Annotated in this window: 15 protein-coding genes; 11 read left to right on the top strand and 4 right to left on the bottom strand. The window is 32.5% G+C overall.

What is annotated here, in order from left to right:
• Positions 1–35 precede the first annotated feature (35 nt).
• The 3 genes from aspA (at position 36) to IF125_RS01940 (ending at position 2,066) form a co-directional block, all read left to right on the top strand.
• Complete coding sequence (aspA, locus tag IF125_RS01930; protein WP_225541324.1) at positions 36–1,424, top strand: aspartate ammonia-lyase; 1,389 nt, start codon at positions 36–38, stop codon at positions 1,422–1,424.
• Between the two features lie 49 nt (positions 1,425–1,473).
• Positions 1,474–1,779 (top strand): hypothetical protein, encoded by a 306-nt coding sequence (locus IF125_RS01935; RefSeq protein ID WP_225541325.1) that lies wholly within the window; start codon positions 1,474–1,476, stop codon positions 1,777–1,779.
• A 122-nt stretch (positions 1,780–1,901) separates the two neighbouring features.
• On the top strand, positions 1,902–2,066 hold the full coding sequence (locus IF125_RS01940; RefSeq protein ID WP_225541326.1) for a hypothetical protein: 165 nt from the start codon (positions 1,902–1,904) through the stop codon (positions 2,064–2,066).
• Positions 2,067–2,132: 66 nt separating this feature from the next.
• On the opposite strand, the gene IF125_RS01945 is transcribed toward IF125_RS01940, so the two are convergent.
• A complete protein-coding gene (locus IF125_RS01945; RefSeq protein WP_225541327.1) occupies positions 2,133–3,275 on the bottom strand; it encodes a DEAD/DEAH box helicase in 1,143 nt (380 codons plus the stop codon).
• Positions 3,276–3,519: 244 nt separating this feature from the next.
• On the opposite strand from IF125_RS01945, the gene IF125_RS01950 reads away from it, so the two are divergent.
• A complete protein-coding gene (locus tag IF125_RS01950; protein WP_171623525.1) occupies positions 3,520–4,692 on the top strand; it encodes a trans-sulfuration enzyme family protein in 1,173 nt (390 codons plus the stop codon).
• Between the two features lie 67 nt (positions 4,693–4,759).
• On the opposite strand, the gene dnaK is transcribed toward IF125_RS01950, so the two are convergent.
• A complete protein-coding gene (dnaK, locus tag IF125_RS01955; RefSeq protein ID WP_225541328.1) occupies positions 4,760–6,661 on the bottom strand; it encodes a molecular chaperone DnaK in 1,902 nt (633 codons plus the stop codon).
• Positions 6,662–6,908: 247 nt separating this feature from the next.
• On the bottom strand, positions 6,909–7,421 hold the full coding sequence (locus tag IF125_RS01960; protein ID WP_225541329.1) for a hypothetical protein: 513 nt from the start codon (positions 7,419–7,421) through the stop codon (positions 6,909–6,911).
• 60 nt (positions 7,422–7,481) lie between these two features.
• Between IF125_RS01960 and IF125_RS01965 the strand changes: the two genes are divergently transcribed.
• The 6 genes from IF125_RS01965 (at position 7,482) to ftsY (ending at position 12,614) form a co-directional block, all read left to right on the top strand.
• On the top strand, positions 7,482–9,122 hold the full coding sequence (locus IF125_RS01965; RefSeq protein WP_225541330.1) for a M1 family metallopeptidase: 1,641 nt from the start codon (positions 7,482–7,484) through the stop codon (positions 9,120–9,122).
• Between the two features lie 82 nt (positions 9,123–9,204).
• On the top strand, positions 9,205–10,860 hold the full coding sequence (lnt, locus tag IF125_RS01970) for an apolipoprotein N-acyltransferase (RefSeq protein WP_225541331.1): 1,656 nt from the start codon (positions 9,205–9,207) through the stop codon (positions 10,858–10,860).
• A gap of 82 nt (positions 10,861–10,942) precedes the next feature.
• Positions 10,943–11,179, top strand: a complete 237-nt coding sequence (gene rpmB, locus IF125_RS01975; RefSeq protein ID WP_171623530.1) for a 50S ribosomal protein L28 — start codon at positions 10,943–10,945, stop codon at positions 11,177–11,179.
• Between the two features lie 11 nt (positions 11,180–11,190).
• Complete coding sequence (gene rpmG, locus IF125_RS01980) at positions 11,191–11,373, top strand: 50S ribosomal protein L33 (protein WP_171623531.1); 183 nt, start codon at positions 11,191–11,193, stop codon at positions 11,371–11,373.
• 14 nt (positions 11,374–11,387) lie between these two features.
• Entirely contained in the window at positions 11,388–11,537 is a 150-nt protein-coding gene (locus tag IF125_RS01985; protein WP_171623532.1) for a DUF4295 family protein, read from the top strand.
• Between the two features lie 114 nt (positions 11,538–11,651).
• Positions 11,652–12,614, top strand: coding sequence for a signal recognition particle-docking protein FtsY (gene ftsY / locus IF125_RS01990; RefSeq protein WP_171623533.1), 963 nt, complete (start codon positions 11,652–11,654; stop codon positions 12,612–12,614).
• 326 nt (positions 12,615–12,940) lie between these two features.
• On the opposite strand, the gene IF125_RS01995 is transcribed toward ftsY, so the two are convergent.
• A complete protein-coding gene (locus tag IF125_RS01995; RefSeq protein WP_225541332.1) occupies positions 12,941–13,375 on the bottom strand; it encodes a hypothetical protein in 435 nt (144 codons plus the stop codon).
• 113 nt (positions 13,376–13,488) lie between these two features.
• Here IF125_RS01995 and IF125_RS02000 point away from each other — a divergent pair, with 113 nt between their 5' ends.
• A complete protein-coding gene (locus IF125_RS02000; protein WP_225541333.1) occupies positions 13,489–15,564 on the top strand; it encodes a TonB-dependent receptor plug domain-containing protein in 2,076 nt (691 codons plus the stop codon).
• The last annotated feature ends 226 nt before the right edge of the window (positions 15,565–15,790 follow it).

The following is a 15,790-nucleotide window of genomic DNA, read 5'->3' on the forward strand; positions in this document are numbered from 1 at the left end:
TTAAATTTAAAAAAAACAATCTAATAAGAATAAGTATGAGAACTGAGTCAGATTTATTAGGAGAGTTACAACTTCCTGAAACGGCTTATTATGGAGTACAAACACAACGTGCGATTAATAATTTTAAAATTTCGAACAACTATTTAGCACATTACCCTGAATTTATTAAAGCGTTAGGTGTAGTGAAATTAGGTGCAGCGCAAGCTAATCATGAGTTGGGAGTTTTATCAAAAGATATATATGATGCGATTTCTTTTGCATCGAACGAGCTGATTGCAGGAAAATATACGGATCAATTTCCGATTGACATGATTCAAGGTGGTGCTGGAACTTCTACGAATATGAATGCAAACGAAGTGATTGCAAATATTGCGTTAGAACATTTAGGAAAACAAAAAGGAGAATATCAATTTTGTTCACCAAATGATCATGTAAATTTATCACAATCAACAAACGACGCTTATCCTACTGCGTTGAAATTAGCTTTGTTTAACATGAATAAACCATTGGTTGAAGCATTAACAAAACTGGCAGAGTCATTTAATAAAAAAGCCAAAGAATTTGAACAAGTCATTAAGATGGGACGCACACAATTGCAAGATGCAGTTCCGATGACATTAGGTCAAGAATTTGAAGGTTTTGCAACTACATTAAACAAGGAAGTTCAGAATTTAGATCGTATCACTACTGATTTATTGGTCATTAATATGGGAGCAACAGCAATTGGAACTGGTTTGAACGCCGTTCCAGGTTATGCACAATTGTGTACAACAAAGATTGCAGAAATCATGAAGGAAGAGGTGACATTGGCAGATAATTTAGTGGAAGCAACTTCTGATACGAGTGCCTTTGTAGATTATTCTTCTGCTTTAAAACGTCTTTGTGTAAAATTATCTAAAATTTGTAATGATTTACGATTACTAACTTCAGGGCCAAGAGCAGGTTTATTCGAAATTAATCTACCTCCAAAACAGCCAGGATCTTCGATTATGCCAGGAAAAGTAAATCCGGTTATTCCAGAAGTGGTGAATCAGGTTTGTTTTAAAGTGATTGGAAATGATTTGACAATTACAATGGCAGCAGAAGCTGGTCAATTGCAATTAAATGTAATGGAGCCAATTATAGGTTTTTCGATTATGGAGTCAATTCAATATCTTACAAATGCAATGGATACATTACGTATGGAATGTGTGGATGGAATTACTGCAAATGCGGAACATCTGAAAAATGAAGTGCAAAATAGTATTGGAATTGTTACAGCACTAAATCCGTATATTGGATATAAAGCAAGTACAAAAATAGCGAAAGAAGCTTTAGAAACTGGTGGAAGTGTCTATCAATTGGTTTTAGATCATGGTTTGTTGTCTAAAGAACAATTAGATGAGATTCTTGATCCTAAAAATATGCTTGGACCACATACTTAGAAGTTGTGAGCCAAAAGTTATGAGTATTGAGTTTTGAAAAAAGATAATAATGAAACCTTCGAATCTTCTAAAAATAGAAACATTAAACGATGAATGGTTAGATAAGGATATGATTATTTTACATGCTTGTTTTCAGATTCTATCCGATTGTATTGAAAAAGAAAATTTGTTTACAGGGCATGTAGATTGGACATTTGATGATGAACATAAAAATGCAAAAAACGAAATTGAAGATTTATATAATTGGTGGAATAAACGTAAGCTTGATAACAATAATTTAGAAGATCTTCAATACGAGGAAGATAATAAAATGTTGAAGAAGTTAATAGAGTTTAGACAATATCTTTGGACTTAATTTGATTATATATGTTACCTATTGACGGGGAGTTCGGAATTTTATATATTTTTTATTTAATATTATTTTGCTTTTGTATATTTCAAATAATTATTGGAAATAAATTTAGTAGAATAAAAACGATGCTGATTTTATCAATTAGCATTTTATTGAATGTTCTATTGTATTCTAATTCAAATAATTTTGAAGGAGGAGGTTCTTTAGTTGTTTTATTTTATTCAGGAATAATTTATCTCTTTACTTTATTAGCAATTGTCTTGAATCAATTTTTAGGAAAAAGAAAATAATATTTTAATAAATAAAAATTATGAGTAATGAGTTCTGAAAACTTATTACTCATAATTTAATCTTATTTAGTATCCATGTAAATCCACCTCATCAGTTGGAAGTAAATCTACTTTTTTACCCATTTTTTTCTGAATAATTTTGAAATGATGCAAATCTTCTTCAGTTATCAAACTAATTGCTTTTCCATTTGCATTTGCACGACCAGTACGTCCAATTCGGTGTACATAATCTAAAGGCGATCGAGGTAATTCGTAATTAATAACTGTTGGCAAACCTTCGATATGAATTCCACGTCCAATCAAATCTGTTGCAACCAAAATACGAACATCACCTAATTTAAAATCTTCTAAATTATCCATTCTCGCTCCTTGTGATTTCTTACTGTGAACAGCCATTGCAGAAATCTTATTCTTTTTTAGTTTCTCAACCAAATTATCTGCAGTTCGTGTCGAAGAAACAAAAATCAATACTTGTTCTAAGTTTTCAGATTTAATTAAATATCTTAAAAATGGACCTTTTGTTTCGGCATCAACTTTATAAGCTATTTGCTCTATTTGCTCCAAATCAATTTCTTGTTTTTTGATTTCAACAACAAGAGGATCGATGTTTAAAGTTGATTTGATTTCATCAATTTTATCATTTAAAGTTGCTGAAAAAAGAACCGATTGTTTCTTTTTCGGAACACTTTTTAAGATTCTATTCATTTCATCTCCAAATCCCATCTGAAACATTTTGTCCGCTTCATCAATTACCAAATATTGCAATTGGTCTAACGATAACGCATTATGATCCATTAAATCCAATAAACGACCAGGAGTTGCTATCAAAATTTCTGTTCCATACAAATTCTTCATTTGTGGATTAATCGAAGTTCCACCATATACAGCCTGTGTTTGTACTTCGCGGCGTAAAGCAGTTTGTAGTCCAGCAAATGTTTGTTCAATTTGAACAGCTAATTCGCGTGTAGGAACTAAAATTAGAGCTTTTACAAAACGTGATTTTTCGTACGATTGATGTTGAATTTTTTGTAACAAAGGTGCAACAAAACACAATGTTTTTCCAGATCCTGTTTTTGCAATTCCCATTACATCTTTTCCTTTTAAAATAGACGGAATAGTCTCAGTTTGAATTTCAAAAGGTTTTAAAAATCCAAGTTTTGTAATGGCTTTTGAGAGATATGGTGATAATCCTAAATTTTCGAATGACATAAATTGATATAAGGTTACAAAGGTAAAGATTAAATCTGAATGATATTTTAAGAATATATTGCTGTTTCATCATTTTTGATCAAGATGAAATTGAAGGATTTAAAATCAATTCTGAAATATTTCTATAAATGATTTTAGAATCGAATCTATTTATTGAAAATTAAATTAAAAACAGAAATAATTTCGGTTTAAAACTTGATAAAATTATTTTAGCTTAATAAAACTATCTTTAAATTTGAATCTTATGAAAAAAGATCAGTCTAAGATAATTCGTGAGCAAGCGCCAAGATCTGCTACTCGCGAGCATTCAGTTCCATTATATTTAACCTCAAGTTTTATTTTTGATAGTGCAGAACAAGGTCGTGCTATTTTTGCAGAAGAGGAGGAAGGTATGGTTTATTCGCGTTATGCAAACCCAAATACAACAGAGTTTATTAATCGCGTTTGTGTGTTAGAAAAAGCAGATGCAGGTTTAGCGTTCGCATCAGGGATGGCAGCTGTTTTTGCTTCGTTTGCTTCTTATATTAAAAGTGGTGATCATATTGTGTCAAGTCGTGCTGTTTTTGGTTCGACACATCAATTAATTACACAACTATTTCCTCGTTGGGGCGTAACCTATACCTATGTTGAAACGCCAAATATCGAAGATTGGGAAAAAGCAATTCAACCGAATACTAAAATTGTCTTTTTAGAATCACCTTCTAATCCTGGTTTGGAATTATTCGATTTAGAAGCTTTAGCAAAAATAAAAGAGAAACATCCACATGTTATTTTTGCCATTGACAACTGTTTTGCAACACCGTATTTACAACAACCTTTAGAGTTTGGATTCGATTTATCTATTCATTCAGCAACAAAATATATGGATGGACAAGGTCGAGTTTTAGGTGGTGTTGTGATAGGAAAGCAAGATTTGATTAATGAAATGATGTTTTTTATTCGTCATACTGGTCCTGCAATGTCTGCTTTTAATGCGTGGACAATTTCTAAAAGTTTAGAAACGTTACCTCTTCGTATGGATCGTCATTGTGAAAATGCTTTGGCTTTGGCAGAGGCGTTAGAAAGTAACCCTGAAATTGAAGCTGTAAAATACCCTTTTTTACCCTCTCATCCGCAATATGAATTAGCGAAAAAACAAATGAAAGGAGGTGGTGGAATTGTAACCTTTGAAGTAAAAGGAGGAAAAGAACGTGCGTTCAAATTTATAGATGCATTGAAAATGATTTTGTATACTTCAAATTTAGGAGATTCGAGATCGATAGCGACACACCCGGCTACAACAACTCATGCGAAATTATCAGATGCCGAACGTGCAGAGTTAGGGATTATGCCAGGCTCGATACGATTATCTGTTGGATTAGAAGATAAAATAGATATTATCGAAGATATACTACAAGCATTAGAAAAAACGAAATAAGATTTGTTGATAGACAAAAAAAGCCTCGCATTGCGAGGCTTTTCTATTATGATAGATGAAAATTCTATTATTTCACTTCTTCGAAGTCTACGTCTTCAACACCGTCATTTTTTGCTTGACCTTGATCAGCACCAGGCTGAGCTTGTGCACCACCTTGTTGACCTTCGTTCATTGCAGCATAAATTTCTTGTGAAGCAGCATTCCAAGCTGTGTTTAATTTTTCCATAGAAGCATCAATTGCAGCAACGTCTTGAGCAGCATGAGCAGATTTAACTTCTGTTAAAGCTTCTTCAATTGGTTGTTTTTTGTCAGCAGGAATTTTATCTCCGTACTCAGTCAATTGTTTTTCTGTTTGGAAAATTAACGCATCAGCAGCATTTACTTTTTCAATTTTTTGCTTTGCTTCTTCGTCTTTAGCAGCATTCTCTTGTGCTTCTTTTTTCATTCTTTCGATATCAGCATCAGATAATCCAGATGAAGCTTCAATTTTGATTGATTGCTCTTTTCCAGTTCCTTTATCTTTTGCAGAAACACTTAAGATACCATTCGCATCAATATCAAATGTTACTTCAATTTGAGGAACACCACGTTGTGCTGGTGGGATATCTACTAAGTCAAAACGTCCGATTTCTTTGTTATCGTTGAATAATGGACGCTCTCCTTGACCAATTCTTAAAGTTACTGCTGGTTGATTGTCAACTGCAGTTGAGAAAACTTCAGATTTTTTAGTTGGGATAGTTGTATTCGATTCAATTAATTTAGTGAAAACACCTCCTAAAGTTTCGATACCTAAAGATAATGGTGTAACGTCTAATAATAATACGTCTTTTACATCACCTGTTAATACACCTCCTTGGATAGCTGCACCAATTGCAACAACCTCGTCTGGATTAACTCCTTTAGATGGTTTTTTACCAAAGAATTTTTCTACTTCTTCTTGGATTCTTGGGATACGAGTAGATCCACCAACTAAAATAACTTCGTCGATATCTGAGATTGATAAACCTGCATCAGATAACGCTTTTTTACAAGGCTCCATAGAACGACGAACTAAATCTTCTGTTAACTGATCAAATTTAGAACGAGTTAAAGTTTCTACTAAGTGTTTTGGTCCTGTTTCGTTTGCTGTAACGTAAGGTAAGTTAATTTCTGTTTGAGCAGAAGAAGATAATTCGATTTTTGCTTTTTCAGCAGCTTCACGTAAACGTTGTAAAGCCATTGCATCTTTTTTCAAATCTACACCTTCTTTCGCTTGGAATTCAGAAGCTAACCAATTGATGATAGCATCATCAAAATCATCACCTCCTAAGTGCGTATCACCATTTGTAGATAATACTTCGAATACACCATCTCCTAATTCTAAAAGAGATACGTCAAAAGTACCACCACCTAAATCGTAAACAGCGATTTTTTTATCTGAGTTTGCTTTGTCTAATCCGTAAGCTAATGCAGCTGCAGTAGGCTCGTTAATAATACGTTCTACTTTAAGACCTGCAATTTCACCAGCTTCTTTAGTTGCTTGACGTTGTGCATCGTTAAAATAAGCAGGAACTGTAATTACCGCTCTTGATACTTCTTGTCCTAAATAATCTTCAGCAGTTTTTTTCATTTTTTGTAAAATCATTGCTGAGATTTCTTGTGGTGTATAGTTACGTCCATCAATGTCAACTGCTGGCGTATCATTGTTTCCTTTTACAACTGAATAAGGAACACGACCGATTTCATTTGCATCATTGATAAATTTAGTTCCCATGAAACGTTTAATAGAATAAATCGTTTTCTTTGGGTTTGTTACAGCTTGACGTTTTGCTGAATCACCAACTTTAATTTCACCTCCTTCTACGAATGCTACGATAGATGGAGTTGTTCTTTTACCTTCTGCATTTGGAATTACAACTGGCTCGCTTCCTTCCATTACAGAAACACAAGAGTTCGTTGTACCTAAGTCGATTCCGATTATTTTGCTCATATTGTTTAGTTATATTTTATATTATTAATTTATTTTAAACGTTTTTATACTTCATGATAGTGAAGTTATATCCGTAATAGTCAATCTCTGTGCCAACATAAAAAAGAATGACATCTAATAAAATCAAATGTCATGTTGTCAGATTATGAAGAATAAATTGGGTTGAAACAGAATAAATCGTCAGTTTTAGGTTGATAAATTGTCAGCGTTCATAAAACTATAAACCGTAAGTTTTAGCACGATCTCTCTAATCTTTTTTATTGATAAGTTGCAAACTATTTTCTAAATCAGTTTTTTCATCCGCATATTTCGCTTTCATATCATTTGGCATTCGGTTGTAATACGTCAATGCTTTTTCACCAAATTGTTTAATGTAAAAATTACTTAATGTAGGAATGTTTGGAAACCGTTTATGAAAAATCATTTCTGTATAAGCTTGCCATTCGCGCTCTTCTCGCAATTCGATTTGATTATCACCTGAACGTTGATATATATGTATCATTTCGTGCATCAATAAATTGGAGATTAAACTCAAATCAAAATCTAAAATATTGCGTGGAACATGAATACTTATTCCTGTTGATTCGTTTCCTTCCGCTGTTAATAACAATCCTTTCGATTCTATTTCTTCTCGAAAATTAAAGCCAGTAAAAGCACTATGGTTTAAATTCAATTCATCCAAAATTTCGTACAAAGCTTCAACGATTAATTGATTATTTTTTAGATAATTTATTCTTTCCGTAAATTTTTCTGTAATCATAGATTTTTCGCTTATTTATCAAATATATAATCTTATTTTTGATATGTTTTAAAAATGACTATGAAGAAATTAGTACTATTGCTTGGCTTGATATCGATGACAACACATGCACAAGTTCTTAATCACAAAAAAGAGTTTACACGACAAGATTCCCTTCGCGGAACCAATAACGAATTCAGAAATTGGTGGGATGTTAAACACTATAAAGTAAGCGTAGAACCCGATTTTAAATCGAAATTTATCAAAGGAAAAACAACCATTACTTTTGATAAAACGGCGCCTCAGAAATCAGATTTAATTCAAATTGATTTACAAGAACCAATGATTGTTTCGACTGTAAAATTGAATGGAAAGAAAATTTCTGATTTTAAGCGGGATGGTAATGTGTACTTTATTCATGTCGGAAAAAACATCAAGAATACTTCGAATGATTTAGAATTAGAATATTCTGGAAATCCAATTGTAGCAAAAAAAGCACCATGGGATGGCGGTTGGATTTTTGAAAAAGATAAAAAAGGTCGTGATTGGATGACTGTGGCTGTACAAGGTTTGGGTGCAAGTGCTTGGTTTCCGAACAAAGATTATTTAGGTGATGAGCCAGATAATGGAATGGAATTGGAAATTATCACACCTCATGATTTAGTTGGTGTAGGAAATGGACGATTAGTTTCTAAGCAAGAAAAAAATGGAAAAACGACTTCTACTTGGAAAGTTGTTAACCCAATTAATAATTATAATATTGTCCCATACGTAGGGAATTATGTCAATTTTAAAGATACTTACAATGGCGAAAATGGTCAATTGGATTTAGATTATTATGTATTAGATTATAACATTGATAAAGCTAAATCACAGTTCGAACAAGCTAAAATGATGTTAAAAAGTTTTGAACATTGGTTTGGACCTTATGCTTTTTACGAAGATTCGTTCAAGATTGTAGAAACTCCACATTTGGGAATGGAACATCAATCTGGAATTGCGTACGGAAATAAATTCGAAAATGGGTATTTAGGGCGCGATTTATCAGGTTCTGGTTGGGGACTGAAATGGGATTTTATTATCGTTCACGAAGCTGGTCACGAATGGTTCGGAAATAATATAACAGAGAAAGATGTTGCAGATATGTGGATTCATGAATCGTTTACAGCTTATTCTGAAACCTTATTTACAGAAACATTTCATGGGAAAGAAGCAGGAAGCGAATATGTACGTGGAACAAGAAATGCAATTCAAAATGATAGTCCAATTATCGGAGTATATGGTGTCAATCAAGAAGGAAGTGGTGACATGTACTACAAAGGCGCAAATATGATTCATACGTTGAGAACTTGGATGAATGATGACGAAAAATTTAGACAACTATTACGAGGATTGAACAAAGAGTTTTATCATCAAACGGTGACAACAGAACAAATCGAAAATTATATTGCCAAATATTCTGGATTAAATTTGACTGCTTTTTTCAATCAATATTTAAGAACAATCAAAGTTCCTACGTTAGAATTAAGAGAAAATGGTAACAAAGTAGAATATCGCTATACGAATGTTGTGGATAGTTTTACGATGCCTTTGCGTTTGATAGATTCTGACATTACAATCAATCCAACATCAAATTGGCAAACGATTAATCATTCAACAATTACAAAAACGAGTGATGTAACGATTAATCCAAATTATTATATTGAAGTTAGTAAATCGTAAATCGTACTTCGAAAAACTTAATTCATAAAATATTCCAATAAATATCATCGGTTATTGAACGATGATAGTATAAATTTGTCACATGAAAAAATACATTGCATACGCAATCTTATCAGGATTATTGTTAACAGCAGGCTGGCCGTCACACGGTTTTCCATTGTTGTTATTTATAGGATTTGTGCCCTTGATGTTGGCAGAACATCAAATAACGCAGCGCGCAGAATTCAAGAAAAAAGGACGTAAGATTTTTGGACTTTCATATTTAGCCTTTTTTATTTGGAATGCAATTGTAATTTGGTGGTTGCATTATGCGCAAGAAACCAATGCGAATGGAGATTTACAAAATTCGTGGAGTGCTTATTTAATTCCAGTTTTCGCGAATTCGTTATTTATGTCAATTGTTTTTCAACTGTATCATGTTGTTAAAACAAAAGCAGGAAATTTGTACGGCTTAGTTTTTCTTCCAGCCATTTGGATGAGTTTTGATAAACTAACATTGAATTGGGAATTGACTTGGCCATGGTTTAACCTTGGAAATGGTTTTGCCAAATATCACGAATGGGTACAATGGTACGAATACACAGGAACTTTTGGTGGAGCGCTTTGGATATGGATCGTAAATATTATTGTGTTCTATTATTTAACAGCTTACATCAATAAAAAAGAAATTAAATATTTAAACAAATTAGGTATTTATGCAGGATTATTAATTGCTGTTCCAATTGGTTTATCTTATATAATGTATGCAAATTACGAGGAAAAAGGAAAAGCGCTTGATGTGTTGATTCTTCAACCAGATCTTGATCCTTACAATGAAAAATACATGAAAGATGGATTACAGATTTATGACGAATTGAAGCAATTGGCACTGAAAAATATTCAACCAAAAACTCAATTTGTTGTTGCGCCAGAAACAGCTGTTCCAGGTTCTTCTGCACTTATTTTTGACAATATGTATGATGATTTAATTGTACAAGATATTCAACAATGGACAAGTACGAAGAACGATTTACATTTCGTAACAGGTGCATCAATCATGCGAATTTATCCTATGTCGTCTTTAGCATCAGAAACAGCATCAGTTATGAAAGATGGAATAACGTGGTATGATGCCTATAATTCGGCTTTACAGATAGGAGGAAACGACTCGATCGAAGTATATCATAAGAGTAAATTAGTGCCTGGAGTAGAAATTTTTCCATATCGTAACTATTTAATGCCAATTATTGGAGAATTTATGCTTAACTTTGGCGGCACAACAAAAACGTTGGGGGTTCAACCTCATCGTTCTGTTTTCAAGAATAATACAAACACCGCTACTGTTGCTCCGGTTATATGTTACGAATCTATTTACGGAGACTATACAACAGAATATGTGAGAGAAGGTGCTAATGTTATATTCACAATGACCAACGATTCTTGGTGGGGCTCTACCGATGGTCATCGTCAATTACTATTATATGGTAATTTGAGAGCTATTGAAAATAGACGCGCTATTGTTAGATCTGCAAACTCAGGTATTTCGGCTTTCGTTAATCAGCGAGGAGATATAATGAAGTCATTACCATATGGAGAGCAGGGTGCCTTAAATGGTACAATTTTAATGAATAGTGAATTAACGTTTTATACAAAGTATGGTGACGTCATCGCAAGAATAGCACTATTGGTAATGGGAATTATCTTAGCTTATACACTTGTGCAGAAGTTGTTATACAAACAAAATAAGAAGAAAATATAAAATTAATAACCTAAAGAGTTGTATAAGTAATATTTAATTTGTTACTTTGCACTCCGTTTAAAATAGGACAATACAAAATAAGATGTCAAACATTTGTCAAATTACAGGTAAGAGAAGATTAGTAGGAAACAATGTTTCTCACGCTAATAATAAAACAAAACGCACTTTTGAAGTGAATTTGTTCAAAAAGAAATTTTTTATGCCAGAAGCTGGTGAGTGGATTACTTTAAAAGTTTCTGCACACGGTTTAAAAACAATCAACAAGTTAGGAGTTGATGAGGCTGTTAGACGTGCACGTAAAGAAGGTTTAATCAAATAATTTAAGACACCATGGCAAAAAAAGGAAACAGAGTACAGGTTATTTTAGAATGTACAGAGCATAAAGAAAGTGGTATGCCAGGAATGTCTCGTTATATCACAACTAAAAACAAAAAGAATACTCCAGATCGTATTGAGTTGAAAAAATATAACCCAGTATTGAAAAAGTATACAGTTCATAAGGAGATCAAATAATAAAATTTTAGACGATGGCAAAAAAGACAGTAGCAACCCTACAAACAGGGTCTAAAAAAATGACCAAAGTAATCAAAATGGTAAAATCTCCTAAATCTGGAGCTTACGTATTTGTTGAAAAAGTAGTTAACGCTGACGATACTGATGCGTTCTTCGCAAAATAATTGTTAGCTTAATAGAAAATATTAAGGTTAATAGAGCTGCTCTTTTGGGCGGCTTTTTTATTTCCTTATATTTTATGTATCTTCGTACAAAATTTTAAAGAAATTTAGCTTTTAATGAGTTGGTTCAAAAAGATATTAGGTAAAGAAAGCAAAGAAAAATTAGATGAAGGTTTAGAGAAATCTAAAACTTCTTTGTTTGATAAAATTAGTCGTGCTGTTGTTGGGAAATCAAAAGTAGACGATGAGGTTTTAGACGACTTAGAAGAAGTCTTAATTTCTTCTGACGTTGGAGTAGAAACAACAATCAAAATTATTCGTCGAATAGAAGAACGAGTAGAACGTGATAAATATGTTTCGACTTCCGAATTAGATAAGATTCTACGCGAAGAAATTGCGGGTTTACTTTCTGAGAATAATATCGAAGATACAAATGGTTTTGCTATCCCTAAAAAAGACGTTCCCTATGTAATTATGGTAGTCGGCGTTAACGGAGTAGGTAAAACAACGACGATTGGTAAATTGGCTTCTCAATTCAAATCACAAGGCTTAAAAGTAGTACTTGGTGCGGCAGATACGTTTCGTGCGGCAGCTGTCGATCAGTTAGTGATTTGGTCAGAGCGTGCAGGTGTACCAATTGTAAAACAAGCGATGGGTTCAGACCCTGCTTCGGTTGCATTTGATACCATTCAATCAGCAGTTGCGCAAAATGCAGATGTTGTGTTGATAGATACAGCTGGTCGTTTACACAACAAAGTAAATTTGATGAACGAGTTGACAAAAATTAAACGCGTCATGCAAAAGGTTATTCCAGATGCGCCTCACGAAGTTTTATTGGTGTTAGATGGTTCAACAGGTCAAAATGCTTTTGAGCAAGCAAAACAATTTACGCAAGCAACAGAAGTTTCTTCTTTAGCGGTAACCAAATTAGATGGAACAGCTAAAGGAGGAGTGGTGATTGGTATTTCGGACCAATTTCAAATTCCAGTAAAATACATCGGTGTAGGTGAAGGAATCAATGATTTGCAAGCTTTCAATAAAATGGAGTTTGTCGATTCTTTTTTCAAACGAAATAATTAAAAGTCTTCGTTTTCGATACATTTTAAAATACTCAAAATGAACATAAAATATAAATCCTTCACGTTTTTCTTGAAGGATTTTTTTAGTTATATACTTTTATTGTGAATATTAATTGTTTAATAGAAATTAAATCTATTAGCCTATTGCATATTTTGAATTAAAATTCATCAGTTCGAGTAATTTTTAGAAATAAAATAAAGAAAAATTGTATCGAGAATAGAATTTTATCTTCAAAAACCTTTTCTTGATACAAAATACTTTAAGAATTCCATTCGAAATGACGGTTTTATTGATGAAATTAACAGAATGCACAACGGGTTCTATTATCAATACACCACTTTAATATACTCCTTAAAAAAACGTTTACTTTTATTTTCTTTCTTTGAAACTGTTTTTAAAAATTCATTCAAATATTCACGAAAAGGAGAATCTTTTGCCAAAGCATCTTGTTTTTTACTTGTCAAAATCTGTATCGTACCATACATTTCTTCCTCATTTTCTATGCTCGATGCAATCAATGTAAATGTTTCATTTGCTTCGTTGATAACCCTACGATTCGACCAAACCAATGAGACTTCATTATTTTCAGAATACATCACATTATCCCATTTCCCAAACCAATCGAAAAGCATTTTTTTTCCAACCAATGATGTCTGAAAACTTTCTACTCGATAAGTTGTCAACGAGCGTTGCGCTTGTTCTTGCGCGTTCAGTATATTGAGCGTTAGAAATAGTGTAATAAAAAGAATTAATTTTTTCAATTTTAAAAATCTTGTATAGCGTAAAGTTATCAAAAATAAAATCAAAAGTTATGTAACTTTTTCATCATTCATACGTCATATTAAAAGACACTAATACTAAATAGTAGAAAACCATGAGAAAATTTTTTGTACTTGCTGTTACATTATCAGGAATCTTTGCTTTCGGGCAAGAAGAAATTCAAGATTCAATTGATTATAATCCAATCGAAATAGAAGAAGTTTTAATTCAATCGCAACGAAAAAAAATGTTTGCAGACAAAGCGGTTTATACATTTGATAAAGAAGCATTGGAGAAAGCACGTTATGCAAAAGATTTATTGAATACATTACCAGAGCTAAATGTAGATCCAATTTCTAATTCAATTCAGAGTACAAAAGGTGGAACAACATTGTTGTTGATAAACGGAATTGAAGCAACAGACAATCAAATTCGTGCTGTCAAACCGCAAGATGTAGTACGTGTAGAATATTTTGATATTCCACCAACGCGTTATGCAAATCGTGCAGATCAGGTGGTTAATTTGATTACGCGTAATCCAGAAAACGGATATGTTTTTGGTGTAGAGGGTATTACTTCTCCTTTGACCGGTTTTGTAGATGGTTCTGCCTATGCGAATTTCACAAAAGGAAAAAATAATTTTGGTGTTGAATATTCGCTTAGTTTAAGAGATTATGATAATCGTGAAAACACTAATTCGTATGCATACCAATTAAATAATAATCAATACAAAACAACCGAACATCGTTTTGATCATTTTGGTTATACCTTTCAAAATGCAATTTTACGTTATACCAATACAGATTCTGACAAATATACTTTTCAAGCAAAGTTAGATTTAGAAATTTTGACAAGTTTTACAGATGTTAATGGAAAAAGTATCTTTTTGATGAATAATGTTTCGGAGAATCATACGACCTATAAACATGGCAATAGTGGTTATACAAAACCTACAGTAGATTTGTATTATTCTCGAAAATTAGGAAAGAAAGATGAATTGAGTTTAAATTTCGTTGGTTCTATTTTCAATACCGATACATACGAATTATCGAAAGAATGGGTAACAAATACCGAAAATAGTGTTTTTAATAACGAAATGAAATTGAAAGCTGAACAAACTTCTATTGTAGGAGAAGTTGCGCATACACATGATTTTAAATCAGGAAAATTGAGTTCAGGCTACCGAATTACGACAAACGATATCAACAATGATTTGGTAAATTTAGATGGATCTTCTCGTTACAAAGTAAATTATTTGCAACAGTATATGTACACGGAGTTTTCTGGAAAAACAAAAAAGTTGATGTATCGTTTGGGAATGGGATTGACAAATATCAATAATCAAAGTGCAGAAGATTCGCAAAATACATGGACTATTACTCCAAAAATCGTTTTGGGTTATGAATTAGCGAAGAACCAAAATTTACGTTTTACAAGTTCCTATACACCAAGAAGTCCTTGGAGCGATGCGTTGAGTAGTAATGTGGTGCAAATGGTTCCGAATATTGTACGCAAAGGAAATCCAGAATTAAATATTCAAAAAACGTTTAGTAATAATTTGATTTATTCATACAATTCAAAATATTTTGATTTAAATACAACTTTATTTTACTCTCACAGAAAAGACGCCATAAATCAACTGTATGTGTTAGACGGAAATCGATACGCGTTGACGTACGAAAATGCTCAAAATGCACAAAGTTTAGGTGTACAAGTTTCAGGTTCAATAAAACCTTTCGGAACAGATTTACTAACATTAAAATTAGTTCTAACACCAACATCAGAAAGTGTAAAACTAAATGATGGAAAAACAATTAAAAACGATTATATCGGAAATAATTTTGTTATTAATTCAGTGTACAAAAACTTTAGTTTGATGTATGCATTTAATATTCCAGTTTATTCATTGAGTGGACCATTTTTAGACACGAACGAAAACAAAAGTCATTTGGTGTTAAGTTATAAATTAAACAATTGGTCATTTAAAACAGGTGCCTATTGGCTTGGAATGCCTTCGGAATATAAATCAAAATCCGTTGCAGGAAGTATTGTACAAACAACAAACCATACACAAATTTGGAACAACAAAAATATGTTTATCTTAGGGTTTAGTTACGATTTTGCTACAGGTAAGAAAACAAATATCAATCGTAAATTACAAAACCAAACTGCAGGTGCAGCAACGTTTTAATAAAATAGAAAAAGAGAATCCTAAGGATTCTCTTTTTCTATTTTATAATTTTTGATGCGATGTTGAAACGAGTTCAACAAGACATAAGGTAAATGTCATTCTGACGAATGGAGAAATCTATAGTTATATAAAGATAATTATTTTTGCATCAATAGCGTCCTAAATAAATTTAGGGCATAAAATATCCACCCACTTTAGTAGGATACAAGCTATAGTTGGACAAAAT

The organism is Empedobacter stercoris (assembly GCF_020281205.1).
Lineage (GTDB): Bacteria > Bacteroidota > Bacteroidia > Flavobacteriales > Weeksellaceae > Empedobacter > Empedobacter stercoris.

Bases quoted from the DNA above. Each gene is read 5' to 3' on its own strand.
- aspA (WP_225541324.1), top strand. From the start codon at position 36: ATGAGAACTGAGTCAGATTTATTAGGAGAGTTACAACTTCCTGAAACG.
- IF125_RS01935 (WP_225541325.1), top strand. From the start codon at position 1,474: ATGAAACCTTCGAATCTTCTAAAAATAGAAACATTAAACGATGAATGG.
- IF125_RS01940 (WP_225541326.1), top strand. From the start codon at position 1,902: ATGCTGATTTTATCAATTAGCATTTTATTGAATGTTCTATTGTATTCT.
- IF125_RS01945 (WP_225541327.1), bottom strand. From the start codon at position 3,275: ATGTCATTCGAAAATTTAGGATTATCACCATATCTCTCAAAAGCCATT.
- IF125_RS01950 (WP_171623525.1), top strand. From the start codon at position 3,520: ATGAAAAAAGATCAGTCTAAGATAATTCGTGAGCAAGCGCCAAGATCT.
- dnaK (WP_225541328.1), bottom strand. From the start codon at position 6,661: ATGAGCAAAATAATCGGAATCGACTTAGGTACAACGAACTCTTGTGTT.
- IF125_RS01960 (WP_225541329.1), bottom strand. From the start codon at position 7,421: ATGATTACAGAAAAATTTACGGAAAGAATAAATTATCTAAAAAATAAT.
- IF125_RS01965 (WP_225541330.1), top strand. From the start codon at position 7,482: ATGAAGAAATTAGTACTATTGCTTGGCTTGATATCGATGACAACACAT.
- lnt (WP_225541331.1), top strand. From the start codon at position 9,205: ATGAAAAAATACATTGCATACGCAATCTTATCAGGATTATTGTTAACA.
- rpmB (WP_171623530.1), top strand. From the start codon at position 10,943: ATGTCAAACATTTGTCAAATTACAGGTAAGAGAAGATTAGTAGGAAAC.
- rpmG (WP_171623531.1), top strand. From the start codon at position 11,191: ATGGCAAAAAAAGGAAACAGAGTACAGGTTATTTTAGAATGTACAGAG.
- IF125_RS01985 (WP_171623532.1), top strand. From the start codon at position 11,388: ATGGCAAAAAAGACAGTAGCAACCCTACAAACAGGGTCTAAAAAAATG.
- ftsY (WP_171623533.1), top strand. From the start codon at position 11,652: ATGAGTTGGTTCAAAAAGATATTAGGTAAAGAAAGCAAAGAAAAATTA.
- IF125_RS02000 (WP_225541333.1), top strand. From the start codon at position 13,489: ATGAGAAAATTTTTTGTACTTGCTGTTACATTATCAGGAATCTTTGCT.